This is a genomic window from Stenotrophomonas sp. YJH_SMC_110, from assembly GCF_059369255.1.
Genome location: NZ_JCAFSM010000002.1, coordinates 108,181 through 124,289 on the forward strand (window position 1 = coordinate 108,181; position 16,109 = coordinate 124,289).

The 16,109-nt window shown below is 67.6% G+C and carries 16 protein-coding genes and 1 pseudogene; 9 read left to right on the forward strand and 8 right to left on the reverse strand.

Annotation, left to right across the window (positions count from 1 at the left end):
• Nucleotides 1-20 precede the first annotated feature (20 nt).
• Nucleotides 21-392: a DUF4870 domain-containing protein gene (locus AC5P6H_RS05125; RefSeq protein ID WP_014647933.1), complete on the forward strand. Its 372-nt coding sequence runs from the start codon at nt 21-23 to the stop codon at nt 390-392.
• Between the two features lie 76 nt (nt 393-468).
• On the opposite strand, the gene AC5P6H_RS05130 is transcribed toward AC5P6H_RS05125, so the two are convergent.
• The 5 genes from AC5P6H_RS05130 to AC5P6H_RS05150 all read right to left on the reverse strand — a co-directional run bounded on the left by AC5P6H_RS05130 (nt 469) and on the right by AC5P6H_RS05150 (nt 5,619).
• Nucleotides 469-1,347, reverse strand: coding sequence for a polyprenyl synthetase family protein (locus AC5P6H_RS05130; RefSeq protein WP_014647932.1), 879 nt, complete (start codon nt 1,345-1,347; stop codon nt 469-471).
• Entirely contained in the window at nt 1,337-1,597 is a 261-nt protein-coding gene (locus AC5P6H_RS05135; protein ID WP_014647931.1) for an exodeoxyribonuclease VII small subunit, read from the reverse strand. Before AC5P6H_RS05135 ends, AC5P6H_RS05130 begins: the two co-directional genes overlap by 11 nt.
• 36 nt (nt 1,598-1,633) lie before the next feature.
• Entirely contained in the window at nt 1,634-2,920 is a 1,287-nt protein-coding gene (tilS, locus tag AC5P6H_RS05140) for a tRNA lysidine(34) synthetase TilS (protein ID WP_481453282.1), read from the reverse strand.
• Between the two features lie 456 nt (nt 2,921-3,376).
• The gene (locus tag AC5P6H_RS05145; RefSeq protein WP_032960809.1) at nt 3,377-3,916 is read right to left on the reverse strand and encodes a WG repeat-containing protein; all 540 of its coding nucleotides are present in this window, start codon (nt 3,914-3,916) and stop codon (nt 3,377-3,379) included.
• Entirely contained in the window at nt 3,913-5,619 is a 1,707-nt protein-coding gene (locus tag AC5P6H_RS05150; protein WP_495202365.1) for an alkaline phosphatase, read from the reverse strand. Before AC5P6H_RS05150 ends, AC5P6H_RS05145 begins: the two co-directional genes overlap by 4 nt.
• A gap of 154 nt (nt 5,620-5,773) precedes the next feature.
• Here AC5P6H_RS05150 and AC5P6H_RS05155 point away from each other — a divergent pair, with 154 nt between their 5' ends.
• A complete protein-coding gene (locus AC5P6H_RS05155) occupies nt 5,774-7,108 on the forward strand; it encodes a dicarboxylate/amino acid:cation symporter (RefSeq protein ID WP_014647927.1) in 1,335 nt (444 codons plus the stop codon).
• A gap of 216 nt (nt 7,109-7,324) precedes the next feature.
• Here the strand turns inward: AC5P6H_RS05155 and AC5P6H_RS05160 are convergent, their stop codons facing one another.
• Nucleotides 7,325-8,098 carry a C40 family peptidase gene (locus AC5P6H_RS05160; RefSeq protein ID WP_005414115.1) on the reverse strand — a complete coding sequence of 258 codons (774 nt, stop codon included), beginning with the start codon at nt 8,096-8,098 and terminating at the stop codon, nt 7,325-7,327.
• A gap of 131 nt (nt 8,099-8,229) precedes the next feature.
• Nucleotides 8,230-8,769 (reverse strand): C40 family peptidase, encoded by a 540-nt coding sequence (locus tag AC5P6H_RS05165; protein ID WP_126411225.1) that lies wholly within the window; start codon nt 8,767-8,769, stop codon nt 8,230-8,232.
• Between the two features lie 111 nt (nt 8,770-8,880).
• Between AC5P6H_RS05165 and AC5P6H_RS05170 the strand changes: the two genes are divergently transcribed.
• The 7 genes and pseudogenes from AC5P6H_RS05170 (at nt 8,881) to AC5P6H_RS05200 (ending at nt 14,431) form a co-directional block, all read left to right on the forward strand.
• Nucleotides 8,881-9,363: an FKBP-type peptidyl-prolyl cis-trans isomerase gene (locus tag AC5P6H_RS05170; RefSeq protein ID WP_014647924.1), complete on the forward strand. Its 483-nt coding sequence runs from the start codon at nt 8,881-8,883 to the stop codon at nt 9,361-9,363.
• A gap of 99 nt (nt 9,364-9,462) precedes the next feature.
• On the forward strand, nt 9,463-10,707 hold the full coding sequence (locus tag AC5P6H_RS05175; RefSeq protein ID WP_041863671.1) for a DUF418 domain-containing protein: 1,245 nt from the start codon (nt 9,463-9,465) through the stop codon (nt 10,705-10,707).
• 35 nt (nt 10,708-10,742) lie between these two features.
• A pseudogene (locus AC5P6H_RS05180) lies at nt 10,743-10,895 on the forward strand (amino acid dehydrogenase); the annotation flags it as partial.
• Nucleotides 10,892-12,250, forward strand: coding sequence for a glutathione-disulfide reductase (gene gorA / locus AC5P6H_RS05185; RefSeq protein ID WP_126411224.1), 1,359 nt, complete (start codon nt 10,892-10,894; stop codon nt 12,248-12,250). The pseudogene AC5P6H_RS05180 and the gene gorA, both read left to right, overlap by 4 nt.
• Before the next feature lie 160 nt (nt 12,251-12,410).
• On the forward strand, nt 12,411-13,331 hold the full coding sequence (locus tag AC5P6H_RS05190; protein ID WP_014647921.1) for a DMT family transporter: 921 nt from the start codon (nt 12,411-12,413) through the stop codon (nt 13,329-13,331).
• Entirely contained in the window at nt 13,238-13,666 is a 429-nt protein-coding gene (locus AC5P6H_RS05195) for an MGMT family protein (protein ID WP_414615635.1), read from the forward strand. The genes AC5P6H_RS05190 and AC5P6H_RS05195 overlap by 94 nt, the downstream gene beginning before the upstream one ends.
• 93 nt (nt 13,667-13,759) lie before the next feature.
• The gene (locus AC5P6H_RS05200; protein ID WP_495202366.1) at nt 13,760-14,431 is read left to right on the forward strand and encodes a rhomboid family intramembrane serine protease; all 672 of its coding nucleotides are present in this window, start codon (nt 13,760-13,762) and stop codon (nt 14,429-14,431) included.
• Nucleotides 14,432-14,481: 50 nt separating this feature from the next.
• Here the strand turns inward: AC5P6H_RS05200 and AC5P6H_RS05205 are convergent, their stop codons facing one another.
• A complete protein-coding gene (locus AC5P6H_RS05205; RefSeq protein ID WP_014647918.1) occupies nt 14,482-16,065 on the reverse strand; it encodes a phytoene desaturase family protein in 1,584 nt (527 codons plus the stop codon).
• Nucleotides 16,066-16,109 lie beyond the last annotated feature (44 nt).

A 16,109-nucleotide genomic window follows, 5' to 3' on the forward strand; every position in this document is an offset into this window, starting at 1 on the left:
CAATGAAAAGGAGTTTTGTCGTGAGCGAATTCGATAACGTCCCGCCGCCGCCGGCAACCACCGATGCCCCGGCCGACCAGCGCACCATGGCGCTGGCTGCGCACCTGCTGGGCATCTTCACCTGGTTCATCGGCGCCCTGATCATCTGGCTGATCAACAAGGATGACGCCAGCAAGGCCTTCGTGACCGACCAGGCCAAGGAAGCGCTGAACTTCCAGATCACCGTGACCATCGCCATGGTCATCAGCATCATCCTGATGGTGGTGATCATCGGCGGCATCCTGGCGCCGATCGTGGGCATCATCAACCTGGTGTTCTGCATCATTGCCGCAGTCAAGGCCAACAACGGCGAAGCCTATCGCTACCCGTTCACCCTGCGCCTGATCAAGTAATACCGGCCGCATGTGCAAACAGGAACGCCCGGCATTGCCGGGCGTTTCTGTTTGAGGGCAGCGTCACCGGCGGCGATCAGTGATCGCGTTCCACCGCCAGCGTTGCCAGCGCGCGCAGCGCATCGGCCTCTTCGCCATGGCCGGCCAACGTGGCCTGCATGCGTGCGGCCAGTTCGCGCAGCTGCGCCTTCGCGCCGTCCATGCCGAGCAGCGCGGGGAAGGTGCTCTTGTCCTGCGCCTCGTCCTTGCCGGCGGTCTTGCCCAGCTGTTCGGAACTGGCTTCGACATCGAGGATGTCATCGCGGACCTGGAAGGCCAGGCCGAGTGCATCGGCGAAACTGTCGAGCTGGGCCAGCTGCGGCTCGTGGGCCTGGCCGCACAGCGCCCCCATGCGCACCGCTGCACGGATCAGCGCGCCGGTCTTCAGCGCATGCATGCGGGTCAGTGCCGCCAGGGTCTGCTGTTGGCCGGTGGCATCGATGTCCAGCGCCTGGCCACCGCACATGCCGGAGGCGCCGGACGCGTGAGCGAGGGTCTGCAGGCAGGCCACGCGCAGCGTGGCCGGCAGCGGCGCATCGGCCAGCAGGCCGAAGGCACGCGTCTGCAGGGCGTCGCCGGCCAGGATCGCGGTGGCTTCGTCGAAGGCGATGTGGGTGGTCGGCTTGCCGCGGCGCAGGGCGTCGTCGTCCATCGCCGGCAGGTCGTCATGCACCAGCGAATAGGCGTGGATCAGCTCGACAGCCATCGCCGCCGCGTCCAGCTGTTCCGGCTGCGCGCCGAACAGGTGGCCACTGGCATACACCAGCAGCGGGCGCATGCGTTTGCCACCGCCCAGCACCGAATAGCGCATGGCCTGGTGCAGGCGCTGCGGTGCTTCGGCGGGCGAGGGCAGGGCGGCATCGAGCTGGCTTTCGATACGGTCGCGCCAGCGCGCGAACAGGGCTTCAGCCGTCATGGTTGGGCGGATCGAAAGGCTCGGCCGTTTCCGGCTGGGCCGGATCGCTGAGCAGGCGCACGCGCAATTCGGCCTGCTCCAGCGCCTGCTGGCACTGACGGTACAGACCGACACCGCGTTCGTAAGCACTGAGCGACGCTTCCAGGCTCAGCTCGCCGGTTTCCATCTGCTCCACCAGCTGCTCCAGCGATTCGAGCGACTGCTCGAACTGGGCGACCGGGGAGGCGTTTTCGGGGGACTTCTTGGCCATGCGGCAAGTGTGGACGGGCTGCGCGCGGGGGTCAATTCACCAGCCGCCGGGACGCCACTGCAGCTGCGCGTCGTGGGCCTGCAACCAGGCCTGCAGGGGAGCTGCGATGACCACGTCGGCGGCGGCAAGCAGCTGCGCTCCATCGAAGACCAGCGGCAGCTGGGCGCGTCGCCAGGGGGCAAGGTGTTCGCGTTGCAGGCAGTCCTTCAGCGCATGCGAATGCTGGCGACCGGGCAGCAGGATGCGTTCGCCGCCCACACGCGCACGGACCTGGAGCGGCCGTTCGAAGGCCTCGGCGCCGTGCAGGTGCAGCTGACCGCCATCGGGCAGCGCCAATGGCGCGCGTCCATCCCATCCGGCCTGCCAATCATGGGGAAGCGCCGGCAGTTGCGCGGGCAGGAGATAGGCATGATCGCGCCATTGCTGGATGGCATGATCGTGCCAGCGCACCCGCGCCTGGCGATCGTTGCCGGCTGGCAGCAGCTCGTCCAGCGCCTGCTGCAGCACCGTGGCCGGAAGTGGGGCGGCCCCATGGCCGATCACCCAGGCACGCAGCACGCGCGCGGCGCGGCCCGGTGACACCTGGCGCAGCAGCTGCAGCGACAGCACACGCGGTGCCACCTCCAGATGCACGATCAGCTCGGCGTCCTCCTCGTCCAGCAGTTCGCGGGTCTGCCGGCAATGCAGGGCGCTGCCCGCCAATGCCGCGGCGGTGTGCGGCCAGCGCTGGCGCAGCAACGGCAGCACCTGCAGGCGCAGGAAATTGCGATCGGCGTGGTCGTCGGCGTTGCTGGGGTCTTCAACCCAGCGCAGCGCGTGCTGGTGCGCGTAATCGAGCAGCGCACGGCGCGGCACCGCCAGCAGCGGTCGCCACACACGGTGTTCGCCTACGCGGCTGTCTGCGGACATCGCGGCAAGACCATCGACGCCGGAGCCACGCAGGGCACGCAGCAGGAAGGTCTCGGCCTGGTCGTCCAGGTGCTGCGCCAGCGCCAGTGTTTCGCCGTCGCGCAGTTCGGTGGCGAACGCGGCGCGTCGCGCCTGCCGTGCTGCGCCTTCGACGCCCAGGCCCGATGTGGGGTCGATCTGCACGCGATGCACGGCCAGTTCGATGCCCAGCGCTGCGCATTGGTGCTGGCAATGCAGCACCCAGTCGTCCGCATCGGGGTGCAGGCCATGGTGCACGTGCACCGCGCGCAGCGCCGTGCCGGAGGCCTTGGCGCTGCGCCACAGCCAGTGCAGCAGCACGGTCGAGTCGACACCGCCGCTGTAGCCCACCAGCAGTGGCGCATCCAGCGGAACGAGGGCAGGGAAGGCAGTCACGGCGGCAAGTATAGGGTTGCTCGGCAGGGCTGCGCCCTGCACCCGCTACGATCCAGAGCAACGGCAACGGCAACAGCAGAAGCTGGTTTCCTGAGGGGAGGCGGGGTGGGTCCGGTTGCGGGAGACGCCGTAAACACATCCATGGGGGCTTGGCCGCGGCATCCATGCCGCGGACACTCCCGCAACCGGACCCATCCCGCCTTTGACAGTTTCCTGCGAACTGTCGGAATTGCTCTTGGGGTCAGATCCGTTTTCCTGCGGAAAACGGATCTGACCCCGTATTCAATTCGATATCTGAGAGAAAAATCGTGTCGACCAAGCTCGACACCTACCAGGAGCAACAGCAACCGCCGTGGTTGCCGGCCGCCCCGCCATCCCACGGAATGCACGCTGTTGCTGTTGCTTCGGCCGTTGCCGTTGCATCGGCAGGTGCAGGGCGCAGCCCTGCCGAAAAACCTACTTCACCCGACGGCCCGCGCGGTCGATGCGGAACCACTCTCCGCCTTCCATCGGCGTGTGGCCATCGGCATCCGGCGTGCCGCGCCGACAGCCGTTGCAGACCTCGGCCACGCCATCCTGGAACGGCCACCCGAAATCGTAGGTGCCGGGCACCACCTGGCGGAACGTCAGGTCGAAGTAGCCGACGCGGTTGCCGACGCGGCCGCGCAGCAGGCCTTCCTGCGGTGTTTCCGGGCCGTTGTCCCAGGTCAGCACAGGCAGGCTGCGGCCCTTGCGGTCGACGTAGTGGAAGCCCTGGTCGGCATACACCACGGCCAGGCCGTGGTCGTCGTAGTTCAGGTCCTTCAGCGCATCGGCGCTGATCTTCGGCCGGTGATCGACCACCTCGCAGTTGGGCAGCGGCCACAACCCGTGTTCGTCGGTCAGCAGCTTGCAGGCCGGCGCCTGCGCCAGCGCGCTGGAACCGGCCAGTACGCCGAGCAGGACCAGCGACCGCGCGAAGCGGCCGCGGTCGAGGCGGGCCTGCCGCACGATCACTTGGCCTCGGCCTTGCGCTCGAAGGCCGTCGGTGCCGGCAGCTGCACCGGCACGCCCTTGTCATCGCAGGTGCCGGCCTGGCACAGGCGCTCGCGCAGGGCCGGGGTGGCCTGCACGATCATGTGGTAGATCGCGTTCTGTTCCAGCGTGCCGCGGATCGCCTTGCTGCCCGGGCCACGCGCCCAGATCCCGACATCCTCACCACCGTGCGATTCGGACTTCATCGGCACCAGTGCTTCCTGCATGTAGTCCGGATGCTCGGTGTCGACCTCGCGCAGGTTCGGGCGGCCGTTGGCCGGTTCGAAGCTGCTCGGGTTGTGCGGGTAACGCTTCGGGCCGGCCGGCTGCTGGTTGCTGCTGCCGGTATGGCCCGGGCCGTTGGCATAGCTCAGTGTGGTGTACGGCTGGCCCGTGCCGTCCAGCGCGTAGTCCAGCTTGCCGGCACCATCTTCGCCGCCCTTGTCCTTCACCTTGCCCAGGATCGGATTGCCACGTGCCGGGTAGCCGACGAAGTTCAGCGTATGCGAGTGGTCGGCGGTAACGATGATCAGGGTGTCGTCGGCCGAGGTCAGTTCGTTGGCCACGCGCACCGCGTCGGACAGCGCCACGGTCTCGGTCAGTGCACGGTAGGCGTTGCCGCTGTGGTTGGCGTGGTCGATGCGCGCGCCTTCGATCATCAGCACGTAGCCTTCCTGGTGCCTGGCCAGATTCCTGATCGCTGCAGCCGTCAGTTCGGCCAGGCTCGGCTCACCGCCCGGATCCTGCGGGCGCTCGTATTCGTAGCGCATGTGGTCCGGTTCGAACAGGCCGAGGATGGCCGGCGCATTGGCGGCCGCCGCCAGCTGCTTGCTGTTCCACACGTAGGCACCCTGCGGGTGCGCCTGCTGCCATTCCTGCACCAGGCTGCGGCCATCCAGGCGCTGGCCGACCTTGTCGTCGTATTCCGGATCGCGCTCTTCCACGGTGGTGAATTCACCGCGACCGCCGCCGAGAGCGACCAGCGGGCCGCGCCCATAACGCGAGGTCGACAGCAGCTGCTGTGCGATGTCCTTGCAGCCTGCAGCCTTGGCCGCTTCAGTCAGGTCGGTGTCGTTTTCCCAGTTGCGCTCGGGCGAGTGCGCATAGGTGGCAGCAGGGGTGGCATGGGTCAGGCGCGCGGTGGACACCACACCGGTGGCCAGGCCGGCGCTGTCGGCCAGCTGCAGCCAGGTCAGCAGGCCCTTGGACAGGCTGTCGGCGCAGTCGGTGCGGCTGCCGGCGCTGACACCGATCGCGCCCATGTGGGTCTTCACGCCGGTGGTGATGGCGGTCATGGTGCCGGCCGAGTCCGGCGTCTGCGAATCGGTGTTGTAGGTCTTGCTGAACGCCGTGGCCGGGAAGCGCTCCCAGGACAGCAGGTTCTCCTCGCCCGAGCCACCCTTCTGCTGGCCTTCGTAGATGCGCGAGGCGGCCACGGTGGTCAGGCTCATGCCGTCGCCGAGGAACAGGATGACGTTCTTCGCCTTGCCGGACATCGCGCCGTTGGCGGCGGCCTGGGCGGCGCCACTGCGGTACCACCATTGCGGGGTCTCGCCGGCCGGATGGGCGACCGGGTCGACGGCGACCTGCAGGCCGGCCGGGGCAGAGGCGGGGGTGGTGCTGGCGCAGGCGCCCAGCAGCAGGGTGGTGGCGCAGGCGGCCAACAGGGAGACGGAACGGCGCATGGACGCTGGGATCTCACAAACTGTAACGGGACGTTCATTATGCCCGCCCCTGCAAGGCACGCCGATGACACACTGATTTGCCGGCCGGGCGGTCGTTCTGCGGGCCGCCTTGGGCTATCGTGCCAGCATCCCTTCCTTCCCCTCTGGATTGCCTATGAAGCTGGTCTCTGCCTGGCTGCGGATTCCATTCTGGCAGCGCGTGGTCGGTGGCTTCGTGCTCGGCGCGCTGGCCGGCTGGGCGCTTGGCCCGGCCGCGGAAACGTGGTTCGGCCCGCTCGGTGAGCTGTACGTCACCCTGATCAAGATGATCGCCGTGCCGCTGGTGTTCTTCGCGGTCATCAACGCAATCTCGTCGCTGCACGGGCAGAAGTCGGTCGCCGCGCTCAGTGGCCGCACCTTCCTCTGGTTCGTGATCACCGCGGCGCTGGCGGTATGCGTTGGGCTGGGCGTGGGGACCGTGCTGCAGCCCGGTGCCGGCGGGCTGCAGCTGACAATGGCCAGCAACTACGTGCCGCGCGAAGTGCCCAGTGTGGTGCAGGTGCTGCTGGACGTGGTGCCGGCCAATGTCTTCTACGCGCTGTCCGGCATCGGTACCAAGGTCAATGCGGCCGGTGAGACTGTGCTGGCGGCCGGTCGCGGCTCGATCCTGCCGGTGATCTTCTTCGCAGGCCTGGTGGGCTTTGCCATCGTCAAGCTGGGCGAGAAGGTGACCGAGGCGCGCAAGCTGGTCGGCCAGATGAGCGACATCATGATCCAGGTGACCCGCTTCGTGCTGGAAGTCACCCCGATCGGTACCTTCGGCCTGATCGCCGGCCTGGTCGGCAGCTATGGCTTCGAGAAGCTGCTGCCGCTGGGCCATTTCGTGCTGGCCCTGTACGTGGCCTGCGCCCTGCACATCGTGGTGGTCTACAGCGCGCTGCTGCTGGCGCACGGCCTGAACCCGCTGAAGTTCTTCCGCGGCGCGGCGCCGGGCATGCAGGTGGCCTTCGTCAGCTCGTCCAGCTTCGCCGCGATGCCGGTGGCGCTGCGTTCGATCACCCACAACCTGGGCGTGAACAAGGACTACGGTTCATTCGCGGTGCCGCTGGGCGCCAGCATCAAGATGGATGGCTGCGGCGCGATCTATCCGGCGCTGTGCGCGGTGTTCATCGCGCAGTACAGCGGTGTGCCGCTGACCCCGGAGCAGTACGTGGTGGTGCTGATCGCCTCGGTGCTGGGCAGCTTCGGTACGGCCGGCGTGCCGGGTACCGCGGTGATCATGGCCACGGTGGTGCTGAGCGCAGCCAACCTGCCGCTGGAGACCATCGGCTATCTGTATGCCATCGACCGCATCCTCGACATGATGCGCACGATGACGAATGTGACCGGCCAGATGCTGGTGCCGGTGATCGTGGCCAAGGAAACCGGGCTGCTGGACCAGGCGGTGTATGACAATCCGTCCAGCAATGTGGGCGTGGACGATCCTGACCCGACACCGCCACGCAGCTGAGGTTGCGTGGAGATGAAAGGCCCGCCCTGACCGGCGGGCCTTTCGTTTGGGAGATGGCTGACGCGCTGCCGGCCGTGGTAGATCCACGCCATGCGTGAATGGAGGCGGTGCCGACCAAGGTCGGCAGCTACCCACCATTACGCGGGCCCAACAAAAAAGCCGCTGCAGGGCAGCGGCTTTGCTTTGCGTATCAGGCGGCGCTGTGACGCCAGCCGGTCAGAGGTCGACCCGGCGGGCCTGCATGAACTTGTTGCCCCAGTAGCCACTGAGCAGGGTGTCCACGCGGACGTCCTTGCCCGAGCTCGGCGCATGCAGGAAACGGCCATCGCCGACGTAGATGCCGACGTGGTCGACGCGGCCCTTGCGGCCGAAGAACACCAGATCACCCGCGGCCAGCGCGGTGCGGTCGTTGATCAGTTCGGCATTGTCATCGTGGGCCATCTCGCGCGAGACGCGCGGAAGTTCGATGCCCAGGGCCGAACGGAACACATAACCGACCAGGCCGCTGCAGTCGAAACCGCTGTCCGGGTTGCTGCCACCCCAACGGTACGGGGTGCCCAGCAGGGTCATCGCGCGGCGCAGCAGCGACTGCACCTTGCCGTTGTCGGCGGCGGTGCCGACGACGCTGCCATTGGCGGCGCTGCTGGTGTCGTAGTTGGCGAGCAGGCGGCTGAGGTCGCCGGCCACCACGGCCGAGCGGTCCATCAGCGGAATGGTGTCGTTGGCGGCCAGGTGCGGCAGCAGGGCGGCCAGCGTGGCACTGGCGGCGGCATCGACGCGGCTGCGCTGCGGAGCGGCAGCCTCGGCCTTGGCGGCCGGTCGGGCGGTGCTCTCGGCCACCGGGGCCGGGGTCACATCGGAACGGTTCGGAGCAGTCTGCGACCAGGCCGGAAGGCTGGTCAGACACAGTGCCAGGCCAAGCAACAGCGGGCGGGCACTACGTGAAGATACGGAAGTCTGGCCTTCGCTTTTCAGGTCGTCAGTCGTCACGCGTCGGTCACAGGAAAAAAACGATGGGGCATCATGCCCTGTAAAAGCGCGGATAAGTTAAAAATTCCGTTAGTAATTCGTTAGTTGCACAGTGATGTTCGTCACAGTTTTGAATATATCGCCTGTTCATTTTAGCGAAGGACGCGTTTCGCCCCTGTGTAGTGGTCCTTCCAGTAGGGACCGCTGAGCGAGTCCAGGCGCACGGTGCCGCCGGTGCTCGGCGCATGCACGAAACGCCCTTCACCTACATAAATACCGACGTGGGTGACGCTGCCGCGGCTGCCGAAGAACACCAGGTCGCCGGTGGCCAGGCGCTGCGGGTCGATCTTCGGGCCCTGCACCGCCGCCAGGTCGCGGGAGGTGCGCGGCAGCCGCAGGTCCAGCATCTCGCGATAGACATAAGCGACCAGGCCGCTGCAGTCGAAGCCCGAATCCGGGGTGTTGCCGCCATAGCGGTAGGGCGTGCCGACCAGGCTGATGGCGCGCATCAGCACCGAGTTGGCAGCCTCGGGGTTGTCCGGCACGGTCTTTGGCCAGTTCGCCGTGGGCGGGGGCGGGGCCGGGCGGGTGGCCTTGCCACCGCCACAGGCGGTCATCAACACGGGCAGGGCCAGCAGCAGGGCCGGGGCGAGAAACCGGCGCTGGCCGGACGAAACTGGCGTGATGTGCATGATCTCCGGATAATGCGCCACCTTGGATTGGCCGTCATGATGGCGGCGTCCCCGCCGGGCGACAACCCGCCCCAACCCGCCTGCCTCCGGCAGATCCAGACAGAGTTGCGCATGAAGATCGAAAAAGACCGCGTTGTCCGCTTCCACTACACCGTTTCCGAAGTCGGCCAGGAGCCGATCGAATCGTCCAAGGACCGCGGCGAGCCGCTGGCGATCCTGATCGGTCACGGCAACATCATCCCGGGCCTGGAAAACGCCATGATGGACAAGGAAGCCGGCGCGACCTTCAACGTCGACGTCAAGGCGGCCGATGCCTACGGCGAGCGTCGTGAGGGCCTGTCCCAGCGCGTGCCGAAGAAGCACTTCGGCAATACCAAGCTGGCGCCGGGCCAGCAGGTCGTGCTGCAGACCAACTTCGGCCCGCGTGCGGTGACCGTGCAGAAGGTCGGCATGAGCGTCGTCGACGTTGACCTGAACCATCCGATGGCTGGCAAGGACCTGCACTTCGACGTCGAAATCGTCGACGTGCGCGAGGCCGGCAAGGAAGAGCTGGACCACGGCCACGTCCACGGCGACGGCGGTCACCAGCACTGATCGCAGCGCGATCGTGATGGCAGCAATGGCCCGCTTCGGCGGGCCGTTGCGTTTCTGGAACACGCCGCGGCCATCCATGGTGCACGGGCCGGCGGCATAATGGCGGACCTGCCTGACGGACGCCCCGTGAACGCCGCTTCTCCTTCCCTGCAGCCGGTGGCTTCCGGCGAACGCATCGCCGTGCTGGACGTGCTGCGTGGTGCTGCGCTGCTGGGCATCCTGCTGATGAACATCGAGGCTTTCAGCGGCCCGCTGGACCTGGCCTTCACCGGCATTGACGTGCACTGGCGGGGCATCGATTACTGGGCCGACGCCTTCGTCTATGTGTTCGTGCAGGGCAAGTTCTTCACCCTGTTCTCGCTGCTGTTCGGTGCCGGCTTTGCGGTGATGGCACAACGCGCCGAGGTGGCCGGGCGCGACTTCACCCCGTTCTACCTGCGCCGCAGCGCCGGCCTGCTGCTGATCGGCCTGTGCCATGCACTGCTGGTCTGGTCCGGCGACATCCTGGTGATGTATGCGCTGGTCTCGTTGCCGTTGCTGGCCTGCCGCGAGGCGCCGCGCAGCTGGCTGCCGTGGATGGGCGTGATCGTCTACCTCGGCGGTGTAGCGATGATGCTGCTGGTGGGTGCGATGGTGTCGATGGCGTCGGCCGAAGAGGTGCAGGGCATGCTTGCCGAGGCGCAGCAGAGCATCGACCTGCAGCGGCAGGTGTACGGGCAGGGCAGCTGGGCGCAGGCCACTGTGCAGCGCCTGAGCGAGTTCGGCACCTCGATGGGCGCGTTGCTGATCAGCGGCCCGGAAGTGCTGGGCATGTTCCTGCTCGGCAGCTGGTTCGCCGGCAGTGGCGCGCTGGCGACGCCGGAGCGCTTCCCGCGGCTGTACGCGTCGCTGCGCTGGATCGCACTGCCGCTGGGGCTGCTGGTCACGCTGCTGGGGGTTGCCTGGAAACCCTACCTTGCACCCGGCGCCTACAACCTGCCGGTGACCGCGGCGATGGCCCTGGTCACGGTTGGCGGGCTGCCGATGTGCCTGGGCTACCTGGCGTGGATCGTGCACTGGCGCACGCGGCTGGCGTGGCTGGCGCCGGTGGGGCGCATGGCGTTGACCCACTATCTTGGCCAGTCGCTGCTGTGTACCTGGACCTTCTACCACTACGGCCTGGGCAGGTTCGAGATGATGCCGCGCAGCGTGCAGCTGCTGTTCGCGCTGCTGTTGTTTGCCGTGCAGGTGGCTGTTTCGCACGCGTGGCTGGCGCGCTTCCGCTTTGGTCCGATGGAATGGCTGTGGCGTGCAATGACCTACCGGCAGTGGCCACCGATGCGGCGCAGGACGAAGCAGGGGTGAGCGATGAGCGCGCACGCGCTGTGCTGATCGGCCGCGCGCCCGCGCATCCTCACGTCTGGCCTGCAGCGGGGCATGGCATGCTCGGCGTCAGCATGAGCGCCGGCATCGGCCAGCGGATCGCCGATCTCGTCTGCGGCCACACGCCAGCGATCGATCCTGCCCCTTACCGACCCGAGCGATTCCGATGAGCACTGCATCCTATGATTACGACCTGATCGTCCTTGGCGGCGGCTCCGCCGGCCTGGCCGGTGCGATCCGCGCCGCGCAGCATGGCAAGCGCGTGGCAATGCTGGAACCCGGCGAACTGGGCGGAACCTGTGTCAATGTCGGCTGCGTGCCGAAGAAGGCGATGTGGCTGGCGGCCGACCTGCACGAGCGCATCGGCCTGGCCAATGCGATGGGCTTCGATGTCGAGGCACGCCCGGCGCTGTCGTGGAAGGAACTGGTGATCCATCGCCAGGCCTACATCAGCAACATCCACACCAGCTACCACAAGCGCCTGGACGAAACCGGCGTGGTGCGCATTCCGGCACGTGGCCATCTGCTTGATGCGCACACCGTGGCCTGCAGTGATGGCGTGCGCTACAGCGCCGAACACATCCTGATCGCCACTGGCGCGCATCCACTGCGTCCGGATATTCCCGGCGCGGAGCTGGGCCTGGTCTCCGACGATTTCTTCGACCTGCGTGCGGCGCCGGCCGAGGTGGCGATCATCGGTGGTGGTTACATCGCGGTGGAGCTGGCTGGCCTGCTGCAGGCGCTCGGCAGCCGCGTGAGCCTGCTGGTGCGCGGCAAGCGCCTGCTGGAGCGCTTCGATTACGAGCTGACCGATCAGCTGGCCGAGAACCTGAAACAGCAGGGCGTGCGGATCCATTTCGACTATCGCCTGCGCGAACTGCAGCGCGATGGCGAGCGCGTGCGGGCGTTCGGCCATGACGGCCCGATCGACAGTGTGTTCGATGCGGTGTTCTTCGCTGCCGGCCGCCGCGGCAACAGCCGTGGCCTGGGTCTGGAAGCGCTCGGCATCGACATCGGCGAGCACGACCAGGTGCAGGTGGACGAGTGGCAGACCACCCGCGTGCCGAGCGTGCACGCGGTCGGTGACATCGCCGGCAAGGTCGGCCTGACCCCGGTGGCGGTGGCCGCTTCGCGGCGGCTGATGGACCGCCTGTTCGGGGGGCGCCCGCAGTCCAAAATGGATTACGAGAACGTGGCCAGCGTGGTGTTCTCGCATCCGCCGCTGGGCGCGGTGGGCATGAGCGAGGAAGAAGCGCGCCGGCGTTTCGACCAGGTGAGCGTCTACCACAGCCGCTTCCGCCCGATGCTGCAGGCGCTGGCCAATGGTACCCAGCGCAGCCTGTTCAAGATGGTCTGTGCCGGCCCGGAAGAACGCGTGGTAGGCATCCACCTGCTGGGCGAAGCGGCCGACGAGATCCTGCAGGGCTTTGCGGTGGCGGTGAAGATGGGCGCGACCAAGGCCCAGTTCGACGACACCGTGGCGATCCACCCGACCTCGGCCGAAGAAGTGGTGCTGATGCGCTGAGCCGGGATGTTGTGGGGCCGAGCCCTGCTCGGCAGCCTTTCGCCCCGGCCTGGCGACGCCGAGCGCAGGCTCGGCTCTACAGGGCAGCGGGCGCCCCCATGCGACAATGAGCGTCCCCCATGCCTTACCGGGCCGCTCTGCGCGGCCCGCCGTCGTCCTGATGTCCACTCCCGCTTCCCGCATCGCCACTGCTTCCCCACGCATTGCGCTGGGCGGCATCGGCCTGGCCGCGATCGGCGCCATCGCCGCGTCGGGCAAGGCGATCATCGTCAAGCTCGGCCTGCGCCACGGCGTCGATGCCACCACGCTGCTCGCCCTGCGCATGCTGATGGCGCTGCCCCTGTTCGCGTTGATGGCAGCGTGGGCCGCGCGCCGGGCCGAGCCGTTGTCCTGGGCCGACCGTGCCCGCGTGCTGTGGCTGGGCTTCACCGGCTACTACCTGTCCAGCCTGCTCGACTTCCAGGGACTGCAGTACATCAGCGTGACCCTGGAGCGGCTGATCCTTTACTTGAACCCGACCCTGGTACTGCTGATCAACGTGCTGCTGGCGCGCCAGCGGCCGGGCCGCTGGCAGATCGGTGCGCTGGTGCTGAGCTACCTCGGCGTGCTGCTGGCCTTCGGCCACGATCTGCAGCGCGAGGGTGGGCAGATCATCGTCGGCAGCCTGCTGGTGCTGGGCAGTGCCCTCAGCTATGCGCTGTACCTGTTCGGCAGTGGGCAGGTGGTCGCGCGCATCGGTGCGGTGCGGCTGACCGCCTATGCCAGCTGCGTGGCCAGCGTGCTGGTGCTGCTGCATTTCGCGGTGACCCATCCGCTGCCGCTGCTGTGGCAGGCACCGGCGCCGGTGCAGTGGCTGTCGTTGGTCAATGCCACCGTGTGCACGGTGCTGCCGGTGCTGGCGATCATGCTGGCGGTGCAGCGCGTGGGTTCGTCGCTGGCCGCGCAGGTCGGTATGCTGGGCCCTGTTTCCACCATCGTGATGAGCCTATGGCTGCTCGACGAACCGATGGGGCCGGCGCAGATCGCCGGCACCGTGCTGGTGCTGATCGGCGTTCTGCTGGTGACCCGCCTGCGGCGCTGACGCCGGAGCAGGCGCGTGCGAGCATCCTGGCGGTGATCCGCGCAATCCCGGCGGGGCAGGTGATGGGCTACGGCCAGGTGGCGATGCGCGCGGGCCTGCCCGGGCGTGCACGCCTGACCGCACGCATCCTGGGCCAGAACGACGACCCGGACCTGCCCTGGCACCGCGTGCTGCGCTCGGACGGGCGCATTGCCATGGAAGAAGGGTCGGCCGGCTGGCGCGAGCAGTCACAACGGTTGCGCGCCGAGGGTGTGCGGGTGGAGAACGGCCGGGTGCGGATGCCGGCGACCGATCCGGCGGCGGCGCTGGACGCAGCGGTGTGGGGCCCGGGCTGAGCACCGCTGGCGACTGAACAGGCCGGACCTGCGGGTCGCCAACAAGACACGATGCTGCGGCTATGATGGAGGCCGTTCCATGCCGGTGCTCCCATGTTCCCGCGACTGCCAACCGTCACCAAGGCCCTGCTGATCGCCAACGCGATCCTGTTCCTGCTGCAGCAGCCGTTCCTGCTCGGCATGCAGACCTTCGAGCCGTTCATGCTGCAACCGTTGCAGCAGGGCTTCGACGCGTTCTCGCTGGGCGGCAACTTCCAGCCCTGGCAGCTGCTGACCTACGGCTTCCTGCATGGCAGCTTCGGCCATCTGTTCTTCAACATGCTGGCGGTTTTCATGTTCGGCGCGCCGCTGGAGCAGACCTGGGGCGAGAAGCGCTTCCTGCTGTACTACCTGGTGTGCGTGGCCGGTGCCGGTGTCTGCCAGCTGCTGGTGGGTACGCTGCTGGAAAACCCTGCCACGGTGCTGGGCGCCTCCGGCGGCGTGTTCGGCCTGCTGCTGGCCTACGGCATGCTGTTCCCGAACCAGCGGGTGATGCTGCTGTTCCCGCCGATCCCGATGAAGGCGCGCACTTTCGTGATCCTGTTCGGTGTGGGCGAGCTGGTGCTGGGCATGACCGGCTGGCAGCCGGGCGTGGCCCACTTCGCGCACCTCGGCGGCATGCTGTTCGGCTGGTTGCTGATCCGCTACTGGCGCGGGCAGCCGCCGTTCAGGCGCCGCCCGCCCGGCCCACCGAAGCGCCCGAACCATCTGCGCAGCGTCAAATGATCCGAAGGATCATTTGACGCTGCAGGTGCCGACCGTTGGTGGGCACGCCTCTACAGATCCTGCAACACCACCTGCGCCGCGTTGTGCCCCGGTGCACCGGTGACGCCACCGCCGGGGTGTGTGCCCGAACCGCACAGGTACAGCCCGGGCAGGGCACCACGATAGCCGGCCTGGCCGACCATCGGCCGTGCCGAGAACAGCTGGTTGGCGCTCAGTGCGCCGTGGAAGATGTCGCCGCCGACCAGGCCGAAGGTGCGTTCCAGATCCAGCGGCGACAGCACCTGCCGACCGAGCACGCTGGCGGTGAAGCCGGGCGCATGCCGTTCGACGGTGGCGATCATCAGGTCGGCCACGGTCTCCCGGTGATCGTCCCAATGGCGGCCTTCAGGCAACACCGGCGCCACATGCTGGCAGAACAGGCTGGCCACGTGCTGCCCGGGCGGCGCCAGCGAATCGTCCAGCGTGCTCGGAATCAGCATTTCCACGATCGGTTCGCGCGCCCAACCGTCGCGGCGCGCATCCAGCCAGGCGCGGTCCATGTAATCCAGGCTGGGTGCCATGATGATGCCGGCGCTGAGGTGATCGCCGGGCCCGGGCAGGGCGCGGAACTCCGGCAGCCGCGACAGCGCCACGTTCATCCGGAACGTGCCGGAACCGCAGCGCCAGTTCGCCATGCGTTCGCGTGTCGCGTTGGGTACCTGTGCCGGTTCCAGCAATTGTTCGTACAGCAGTTTCGGATTGACGTTGGCGACCACCGTGCGTGCGCGCAGGATCTCGCCGTTGGCCAGTTCGACGCCCACCGCGCGGCCCTGTTCGATTCGCACGCGCTGCACGCCGGCCTCCACGCGCAGTTCCGCTCCGGCCTCGCGTGCCGAGGCTGCAATCGCCTGGCTGATCGCGCCCATGCCGCCGATCGCATGGCCCCACGCACCCTTCACGCCATTGCACTGGCCGAATACGTGGTGCAGCAGTACGTAGGCACTGCCCGGTGTATAGGGGCTTGCGTAGTTGCCGACGATGCCATCGAAGCCGAACAGCGCCTTGATCGGTTCGCTTTCGAACCAGCGATCCAGATACTCGGCTGCCGACAGCGTGAACAGGTCCAGCAGCTCCTGCCGCAGCGAGGCATCCAGCGTGGCCAGTTCACGACCAAGACGACCCATCTGCCACAGCGCAGGCAACGCGCGCCAACCACCCGCAACGCCGGCATCCGGTGGCGCGCGCAGGGCCCACGCGCGCAGCACATCGGCGAAGATCTCCAGGCGCGCTTCGTATTCGGGAAGCCGCTGCGCATCCCGCTCGGAGAACTTCGCGACCTCTGCCTGGGTGCGGCCCGGTGCCGACAGCAGATAACGACCATCCTCCATCGGCAGGAAGTTGTTGACCGGGCGATTGATGATGCGCAGCCCATGCGCATGCAGTTGCAGGTCGTCGATCACCTTGGGCTGCAGCAGGGACACCGTGTACGACGCCACCGAGTTGCGGAAGCCGGGATGGAATTCCTCGGTGACTGCGGCACCGCCGAGAACGCCACGACGTTCCAGCACCAGCACCTTCTTTCCAGCGCGCGCCAGATAGGCCGCGCAGACCAGGCCGTTGTGGCCGCCACCAACGACGATCGCATCCCAGGACATCAACACCTCGCAAAAAGGGGACGGAGGGGATTAAGTCGCAATCT